The organism is Vibrio sp. 10N.247.310.23, assembly GCF_041467155.1.
Lineage (GTDB): Bacteria > Pseudomonadota > Gammaproteobacteria > Enterobacterales > Vibrionaceae > Vibrio > Vibrio crassostreae_C.
Genome location: NZ_JBFSTZ010000001.1, coordinates 315,225 through 323,534, shown reverse-complemented (window position 1 = coordinate 323,534; position 8,310 = coordinate 315,225). Strand labels below are relative to the sequence as shown.

10 protein-coding genes and 1 other annotated feature are annotated in these 8,310 nt (G+C 45.2%); of the genes, 6 read left to right on the top strand and 4 right to left on the bottom strand.

Annotation, left to right across the window (positions count from 1 at the left end; translation table 11 throughout):
• Window positions 1-259 precede the first annotated feature (259 nt).
• Window positions 260-1,027: a hypothetical protein gene (locus AB6D93_RS01415; RefSeq protein WP_017061494.1), complete on the bottom strand. Its 768-nt coding sequence runs from the start codon at window positions 1,025-1,027 to the stop codon at window positions 260-262.
• 137 nt (window positions 1,028-1,164) lie between these two features.
• Between AB6D93_RS01415 and yeiP the strand changes: the two genes are divergently transcribed.
• The 3 genes from yeiP (at window position 1,165) to AB6D93_RS01400 (ending at window position 2,704) form a co-directional block, all read left to right on the top strand.
• Entirely contained in the window at window positions 1,165-1,734 is a 570-nt protein-coding gene (gene yeiP / locus AB6D93_RS01410) for an elongation factor P-like protein YeiP (RefSeq protein ID WP_102333649.1), read from the top strand.
• A gap of 10 nt (window positions 1,735-1,744) precedes the next feature.
• Window positions 1,745-2,074 (top strand): HI1450 family dsDNA-mimic protein, encoded by a 330-nt coding sequence (locus tag AB6D93_RS01405; protein ID WP_004741258.1) that lies wholly within the window; start codon window positions 1,745-1,747, stop codon window positions 2,072-2,074.
• 147 nt (window positions 2,075-2,221) lie between these two features.
• Window positions 2,222-2,704 (top strand): RNA methyltransferase, encoded by a 483-nt coding sequence (locus AB6D93_RS01400; protein ID WP_017061495.1) that lies wholly within the window; start codon window positions 2,222-2,224, stop codon window positions 2,702-2,704.
• A 239-nt stretch (window positions 2,705-2,943) separates the two neighbouring features.
• On the opposite strand, the gene rluB is transcribed toward AB6D93_RS01400, so the two are convergent.
• The 3 genes from rluB to rnm form a co-directional block, all read right to left on the bottom strand.
• The gene (gene rluB, locus AB6D93_RS01395) at window positions 2,944-3,978 is read right to left on the bottom strand and encodes a 23S rRNA pseudouridine(2605) synthase RluB (protein ID WP_017055112.1); all 1,035 of its coding nucleotides are present in this window, start codon (window positions 3,976-3,978) and stop codon (window positions 2,944-2,946) included.
• Window positions 3,979-4,137: 159 nt separating this feature from the next.
• The gene (locus tag AB6D93_RS01390) at window positions 4,138-4,758 is read right to left on the bottom strand and encodes an L-threonylcarbamoyladenylate synthase (RefSeq protein WP_009848751.1); all 621 of its coding nucleotides are present in this window, start codon (window positions 4,756-4,758) and stop codon (window positions 4,138-4,140) included.
• Window positions 4,759-4,820: 62 nt separating this feature from the next.
• Complete coding sequence (gene rnm, locus AB6D93_RS01385) at window positions 4,821-5,675, bottom strand: RNase RNM (RefSeq protein ID WP_017063546.1); 855 nt, start codon at window positions 5,673-5,675, stop codon at window positions 4,821-4,823.
• Window positions 5,676-5,795: 120 nt separating this feature from the next.
• Between rnm and AB6D93_RS01380 the strand changes: the two genes are divergently transcribed.
• The 3 genes from AB6D93_RS01380 (at window position 5,796) to AB6D93_RS01370 (ending at window position 8,308) form a co-directional block, all read left to right on the top strand.
• On the top strand, window positions 5,796-5,921 hold the full coding sequence (locus AB6D93_RS01380; RefSeq protein WP_009848753.1) for a trp operon leader peptide: 126 nt from the start codon (window positions 5,796-5,798) through the stop codon (window positions 5,919-5,921).
• Window positions 5,868-5,982 (top strand) — a sequence feature (Trp leader region). (Overlaps the previous gene by 54 nt.)
• Before the next feature lie 125 nt (window positions 5,983-6,107).
• Window positions 6,108-7,715: an anthranilate synthase component 1 gene (locus AB6D93_RS01375; protein ID WP_017070758.1), complete on the top strand. Its 1,608-nt coding sequence runs from the start codon at window positions 6,108-6,110 to the stop codon at window positions 7,713-7,715.
• A 2-nt stretch (window positions 7,716-7,717) separates the two neighbouring features.
• Window positions 7,718-8,308: an aminodeoxychorismate/anthranilate synthase component II gene (locus AB6D93_RS01370; protein ID WP_010438041.1), complete on the top strand. Its 591-nt coding sequence runs from the start codon at window positions 7,718-7,720 to the stop codon at window positions 8,306-8,308.
• The last annotated feature ends 2 nt before the right edge of the window (window positions 8,309-8,310 follow it).

Here is an 8,310-nt window from a genome sequence, read left to right as displayed (position 1 = left end):
GTATTTGATTACTCTGAGTGGCCCTGAGCCCAAGGAGTATTTAAAGAGTGGTATCGATTATCAGCACTATATCGACAAGCAGATTAAACCGGTCGCAGAGGCAATACTGCCCTTCATCGGTTTAGACTTTGAAAGAGTTAGTGGGCAGCAGTTGGGTTTGTTCTAGCACTATATTCAATATGCTCTTAAAACGAAAAAAGCAGAGATATGTTCTTCAGCACACTCTGCTTTTTAGTATCAATGGATCGGTTATAAATCTCTATCCGATTCTGAACTCGGTTTTCTGATACTGCTTAATCAACCACTCACCAAAGCCATCAAGAATACCGATCACCGAACGTTTAGGGATTGGTCGACCAGAAAGTAAAATGCCCAACCTTTGGATTTCGACTTCTCGATCTGGGTGATACTTCAAGAACTGTTGGCCACATTCAACAGGATCATCGTACCAATATTTATCGCGGTACATCACCAGTGAGTAACTCGCCCGTAGAAGCTTCTTGGCAATAATCACCTGCGCAGCGACTTGTTGTTCTGGCGTTGTCGCTCGTGCGATCTTGTTGCGATACACCGCCAACCAGTTTTCCGCATCCATATTCCAGTGCTTAGCGATTTCCCAACTTGTTTCAAAATCACCATAGCAGTCTGATAAGTCTTCACCATGCACACACACGGCTAAATGCTTGAGCATAAAACCCCAAGTGAAGATATTGTCGAAATCGACTATCTCACTCACTAAGGTAGTTTTTATCGCCACTTGAGTTACCTGCGGGAAGCTCTTTTGGAAACGCCATTTGATGGTGTTCAACAAAGTGGTTCGTTGGTCAGGAAACGGTCGATGGGTCACCACAACCACATCTAGATTGGAGCGACCGAAGACGGCTTGCTTACGAGCCACACTGCCATAAATATAAATACTGTGCAGATTAGATCCTAACCCACCTTTTAGAAAGGTAATCAGATCGTTAACCACAGGTTGAAATTCAGGTTGAAAAGGCTGTGTTGGGTCAATAACGGGTAGCTGCATAGGTCGTTTCGGTAAATAAAATAATGATTTAACTATAACTCTATGATCGCCTAGGTGACTTTATGATTCAAGCTATTCCTATTTATAGCATCTCCGAGATATAATCAGCGGATAGACCCACTAAGGACAAACACAAAATGCCTAGAGCAAGTGAAATTAAAAAAGGTTTTGCTATCACAGTAGAAAGCAAAACAGTGATCGTTAAAGATATCGAAGTAACAACACCAGGCGGCCGTGGCGGCCAAAAGATTTACCGCTTCCGTGGTAACGATGTAGCAACTGGCGTTAAAACTGAAGTTCGCCACAAGGCTGACGAAATTGTTGAAACTATTGACGTAACTAAGCGTGCAGTAATGTTCTCTTACGTTGATGGCAACGAGTACATCTTCATGGACAACGAAGATTACACACAATTCATCTTCAACGGTGAGACTATCGAAGACGAACTACTGTTCATCAACGAAGAAACTCAAGGCATGTACGCGATCCTTATCGACGGCAACGCTGCAACGCTTGAGCTACCAACATCTGTTGAACTAGTTATCGAAGAGACTGATCCTTCAATCAAAGGTGCATCAGCGTCTGCTCGTACTAAGCCAGCTCGTCTGTCTACAGGCCTTACTGTTCAAGTTCCTGAGTACATCGCAACTGGCGACAAAGTTGTTGTGAACACAGCTGAACGTAAATACATGAACCGCGCAAGCTAAGATACTTATTATGACCGAAGCTAACGACCTAATGTCTTATGACGACGCAATTGACACTGCATACGACATCTTCCTAGAGATGGCACCTGACAACCTAGAGCCTGCAGACGTGATTCTTTTCACTGCTCAGTTTGAAGATCGTGGCGCAGCAGAGCTTGTTGAAACTGGCGATGATTGGGTTGAACATGTTGGCTTTGAAGTCGACAAAGAGATCTACGCTGAAGTGCGCATTGGTCTTGTGAATGAAGCTGATGACGTTCTAGACGACGTATTTGCTCGCATGTTAATCAGCCGTGATCCAGAACATAAGTTCTGTCACATGCTGTGGAAACGCGACTAATACCGCTGTTGACGCTCATCTGCATGAGTAAACAAGTATTCATGTAAGCGAGTTAAAAGTTAGCCGAGCCCATTGCTCGGCTATTTTTATCACGCTATTTTCCATCGTGATTCATCACTTTCATCATCAACGTTAGATTCACTGATTATGACCAAAGCAAAAACAGACACACAATCAAAAGGCTATGCCTGCATTGGCCTAGTTAACCCAAAGACGCCAGAAAACGTAGGCTCAGTGATGCGAGCAGCTGGCTGCTACGGCGCCAACTCTGTGTTTTACACTGGCACACGCTACGACCATGCGCGAAAATTCCATACCGATACCAAAGAAAAGCACTTAGCCCTGCCTTTGATTGGTGTTGAAGAGCTGAAAGATATTATTCCAGTAGGCTGCGTGCCGGTTGCTGTTGATCTGATTGAAGGTGCTAAGCCTCTACCTGATTACAAGCACCCACCACGTGCGTTTTACATTTTTGGCCCAGAAGATGGCACGCTAAAGAAAGAAATCACAGATTTCTGTCGTGAGACGATTTACGTTCCGACCAACGGCTGTATGAATCTAGCGGCATCAGTGAATGTTGTGCTTTACGACCGACTGGCGAAAGGCGATAACTTTTCGAATCATAAGTAAAAGAAACGAGATACGAGATACGAGATACGAGATACGAGCAGATTATAGATGCGCCTACACGAGATAAGAGATGCGAAAAGCTCGCTTACTGTCACTTATGGCAGCATGTTTTCGATACTCGGTTACTCGCATCCCGCATCTGCTATTTCTCCAGACGTAAAAAAACCTGCTCAATGAGCAGGTTTTTTAGTATTCAGTGCTTTCAGCTAATGAAGCTTTACGCGTAAGAAATTACGTAATTACTGACGTGTTCTTGGCTTAGCTGGTTTAGCCGGACGACCGTTGTTCAGTTTAGGCTTACTTTTGTTAGCCTGAGGTTTGCCTTTGTTTGCAGCTGGAGCGCTACGACCTGAATCAGGTGTTGTAGTACCGCGAGTTGCAGGCTTCTTACGCTTAGTTTGGTTGCTACGGCCTTTTGGTGCGTTTGCACGCTCTTCGTGACGTTTAACAGCACGACGAATTTTTTGGCTACGAGAACGCTCACGCTTACGAGAAGTGTTTGAAGGATCAAGATCCAACAGTGTCTCTTTCTCAGGCTTAAGCTCAACAAGCTCACGCAGGTAGTTAACTTCTTGAAGATCTAGCTCTTTCCAACCGCCACGAGGCAGTTTCTTATCAAGGTAGATATCACCGTAACGTACACGTTTCAGGCGGCTTACTGTCGTTTCTTGAGATTCCCAAAGACGACGAACTTCACGGTTACGACCTTCGTTAATCGCTACGTAGAAAGTATGGTTCATACCTTCACCACCAGCGTAAACAACATCTTCAAAACGAGCCATGCCGTCTTCTAGTTGTACACCACGAGTAACGTTTTTAACTTTTTGCTCAGTCACTTCACCGAATACACGTACTAGGTACTCACGCTCAACCTGACGGCTTGGGTGCATTAGACGGTTTGCAAGCTCACCATCAGTAGTGAAAAGCAAAAGGCCTGATGTGTTTGCATCAAGACGACCAACTGAAATCCAACGAGAACCACGGATCTTAGGTAGACGATCGAAAACAGTACGGCGGCCTTCAGGATCGTGACGAGTACAAAGCTCACCTTCAGGTTTGTAGTAAGCAAGTACACGACAAACCACTTCTTCAGAAGCCTTGCCTGAAACAGTATGGCCATCGATACGGATCACTGAGTTCTCGTCTTCAAGACGCTCGCCCAGTTTCGCAACTTGACCGTTAACACTTACACGACCAGATTTGATTAAACCTTCTAGTTCACGACGAGAACCGTGACCAGCTCGCGCTAAAACCTTCTGTAATTTTTCGCTCATTTACTCTTTTCTACCTAATTGTCGTCTTCACAGACGTCGAATGAATTTTTCGCGACCAAATCGCGGTCGCGTATTATCGCAAATAACCTGCCAAAAAGCACTTGTTATTTACTGTGGCAGGTTTGCTGTATCGTTACAGACTGTTAATCAGTAAAGCGATTATTCAAACGGCGCAGGATCGCCAGCACCACGACGTAGAACCACGGCATCATCGTCACTGAAGTCAATAACCGTCGTCGGTTGCTCACCTAAGTAACCGCCATTCAAAATCACATCAACCGCATGCTCTAGGCTGTCACGAATTTCTTCTGGATCCGACTCTGTAGTCTCGTTACCCGGAAGAATCAGAGACGTCGACATCAGTGGTTCGCCCATCGCTTCCAACAGGTCGAGTGCAATCTTGTTGTCTGGGACACGAATACCAATCGTTTTACGCTTGGCGTTCATCAAACGCTTTGGCACTTCTTTAGTTGCTTTAAAGATAAACGTGTAAGCACCTGGTGTATGTGCTTTCAGCAGACGGAAAGCCACGTTATCAACGCGTGCATACAGTGATAACTCAGAAAGATCACGGCATAACAAGGTGAAATTGTGCTTGTCATCGATGCGACGAATTTTACAGATACGTTCAAGTGCTTGTTTGTTTTCAAGCTGACAGCCCAGCGCATAACCGGAATCTGTTGGATAAACCACAACGCCGCCATTGCGAATAATCGCAACCGCTTGAGTAATTAAGCGTGCTTGTGGGTTATCTGGGTGTACATAAAAAAACTGGCTCATTGTTGATCCTCGTTATCGAATCTCTCGACTCTATCATCAGAAGGAGCTGGCTCACCTAAAGACTATTCAGATGGTGAAACCGTTTGAAACTCCCAATCTTTCCATACTTCTTCGACCCCAGAAGGTAGCCAGAGATTGCGTCCAAGTTCCATCCACGGAGATGGGTAATGGAAATCACTGCCTTGGGAGGCTAATAGTTTGTATTGTATAGCATAATCCGCGAGTGTGCGTCTTTCTTGTTGCGCTTGCTGAGGTTGAGCTACTTCCATCGCATCCCCTTTCGCTTCAACAAATGCCGCTAGCAGGCGCTTAACCCACTTGGCTGTAAGTCCATATCGCCCAGGGTGAGCGAGTACGGCTTGTCCACCAGCAGCATGAATAGCCGTGACAGCATCACTCATTGAACACCAAGTTGGCGGCACATAACCTGGGTTATTACGAGTAAGAAACTTTTTAAACACCTGCTGCATAGTTTTCGCATAGCCATTGTCGACTAGCCACTTAGCAAAGTGAGCGCGAGTGATTGGTGCATCACCCGCAATCAATTTAACTTCTTCTAACACCCCTTCACGAGTCGCTTTCTCAAGACGGTGAGCGATCATCTCAGCACGCCCAATACGGTGTTGCTTCTGTTGTTCAATGAGCGCTTTGAGTTCTGGTGACTCAGGATCAACGTTTAACCCAACAATATGGATATCTTTGTTTTGCCAAACAGTCGAAATCTCAATGCCGTTGATCAGCTGAATAGGAAGATTGTTATCAGCAATATAGTTGCGTGCTTCAGCAAGCCCATCAGTCGTGTCATGATCTGTAATCGCTAGCGCTTCGATGTTAAAGCCAAGCGCTCGGTCAATTAGCTCAGGTGGAGTAAGTCGGCCATCTGAGGCTGTTGTATGACTATGTAGATCAATTCTCATATATTCTTTTTCATTGTTTTCAATTTTTATCGTTATATTTGTGTCAACACACTTGACCCGCAAGCAGAAAACTAGTTAACTAGTACACAAATACGAAGTATCACATTTGATAGGTTCACCATGTTACAAGAATTTAACCAAAACCATAAAGATAAAGTTTTAGAACTTTCTTCAGTAGAAGCAAGTTCAGAGCTTAATTGGTGGCGCACTTGGACAAGTTCTTGGTGGGCTAACGTGTACTTCTAGTTAAACAGTTTGTTTATAAAAAAGTTATCACTAAGCCCGCTTTAATAGCGGGCTTTTTAATTTGTCGAACATCTCACATTCAACTGACTAACAAATCATCGAATTGACCATATTCTAGATTGGGTGAAAGGTATCTTTATGCGACTATGTACGGCAGGAAATTTAAAGAATCATAAAGGAGGTCTTGTGAACAAGGCCATTGAAATCAAAAAGCTGGGAACCATTGAGGTCATCAATTCCTCAGTTCCTTACTCGCAAGATCCAACCAGCGTTTTTCATACTTTGTGTGAAAACAAAACTGATAGTCTTTTGTTGGAATCTGCCGAGATTGAATCTAAACAGAACCTGACAAGCCTACTCCTTATCGACTCTGCTGTTCGCATCGTATGTCGCGGACATGAAGTAACCTTTCAAGCATTGACTGAAAACGGTCAAGCGCTTATCGAACATCTCACTCAAAACGTGAAAGCAGAAATTAAATCTGACCTTACTGATAACGTTTTGACGCTGACTTTTATCGAACCAAGCAACGAATTAGACGAAGACTCACGTTTAAGAGAAGCCTCTTCATTCGATGCACTGCGTTTGGTTCAGCACAGCTTTGAGCAAGACGCGGATAACAAACACGCATTATTCATGGCGGGCTTATTCGCTTACGACATCGTGGCAAACTTTGAGCCACTAGGTGATGCTGAAGCAACCAACAATTGTCCTGACTTTGTATTCTACGTAGCTGAAACACTATTGCGTTTCGATCACCAAGAGAACGAAGGCCTACTTCACGCGAGCTTATTTGCTCAAGATGACAACATCAAAGCGCAATTAACTGACCGTCTAGCCGACATTCAAACTCAGTGTCAGTCCCTGAAAGCCATCACTGAAGTAACGCCGTTAGACAACGTTGAAGCTGTACCTAGCGTTTCAGATGAAGACTTCTGCCAAACGGTTCGTGATTTAAAAGAGTACGTAGTTAAAGGCGATGTATTCCAAGTGGTACCTTCACGCCGCTTCACTCTACCTTGCCCTGCCCCACTGGCGGCTTATAAAGAACTCAAACAAAGCAACCCAAGCCCTTACATGTTCTACATGCAAGACGAGCTGTTTACCCTGTTCGGTGCATCTCCAGAAAGCGCGCTGAAATACGAGACAGAAACCAACCAAATCGAGATCTACCCGATTGCTGGTACTCGTCGTCGTGGTAAGCGCCCTGACGGTCAAATCGATTTCGACCTAGACAGCCGTATCGAGCTTGAACTGCGTACCGACAAGAAAGAAAACGCCGAGCACATGATGCTAGTTGACCTAGCGCGTAACGATGTGGCACGTATTGCCGAAGCTGGCACTCGCCACGTAGCAGACTTACTGAAAGTAGACCGCTACAGCCATGTAATGCACTTGGTTTCTCGTGTTGTTGGTCAGCTCCGTGAAGACTTAGATGCTCTGCACGCTTACCAAGCTTGTATGAACATGGGCACGCTAACGGGCGCACCAAAAATCCGCGCAATGCAGCTTATTCGAGACGTAGAAAAAACGCGTCGTGGTAGCTACGGTGGTGCAGTCGGTTATCTAACTGGTGAAGGGACTCTAGATACTTGTATCGTAATTCGCTCTGCTTACGTTGAAGATGGCGTGGCACAAGTACAAGCAGGCGCTGGGGTCGTATTTGACTCAGACCCACAAGCAGAAGCCGATGAAACTCGCGGCAAGGCACAAGCGGTTATCTCAGCGATTCAAGCTGCACACACTAAAAGCGCTGCAGTAAATCAGAACACATCAAACAAGAAGGAGTCGTAATCATGGCTGATATTGTATTCATCGATAACTTCGACTCATTCACTTACAACCTTGTAGACCAGTTTCGTTCATTAGGTCACAGCGTAAAGATTTACCGTAACAACATTCCGGCAAAGGTTGTTGAAGCTGCGATCAACGAACTAGACAACCCTGTTGCACTGCTTTCGCCAGGCCCTGGCGCTCCAGCAGATGCGGGCTGTATGCCAGAGCTAATTCAGCTTCTAAAAGGTAAAGTACCAATGATTGGTATTTGCTTAGGCCACCAAGCAATCGTTGAAGCCTATGGCGGCACCGTTGCAGGCGCTGGCGAAATCATTCATGGTAAGGTGTCGATGATGGAACACCAAAACCATGCGACTTACCAAGGCTTACCTTCGCCATTGGCTATCGCTCGCTACCACTCTTTAGTGGCAACGCATGTATCTGATAGCCTAACAGTGACCGCTGAAGTAGATGATTTGGTGATGTCTGTGGTTCAAGAACAAGACAAGGTGTGTGGATTCCAATTCCACCCTGAATCAATTATGACGACCTACGGTGCAACGCTTCTAGCAAACGCTATCGAATGGGCTCTTGAGAAAAAGACGATATAGGA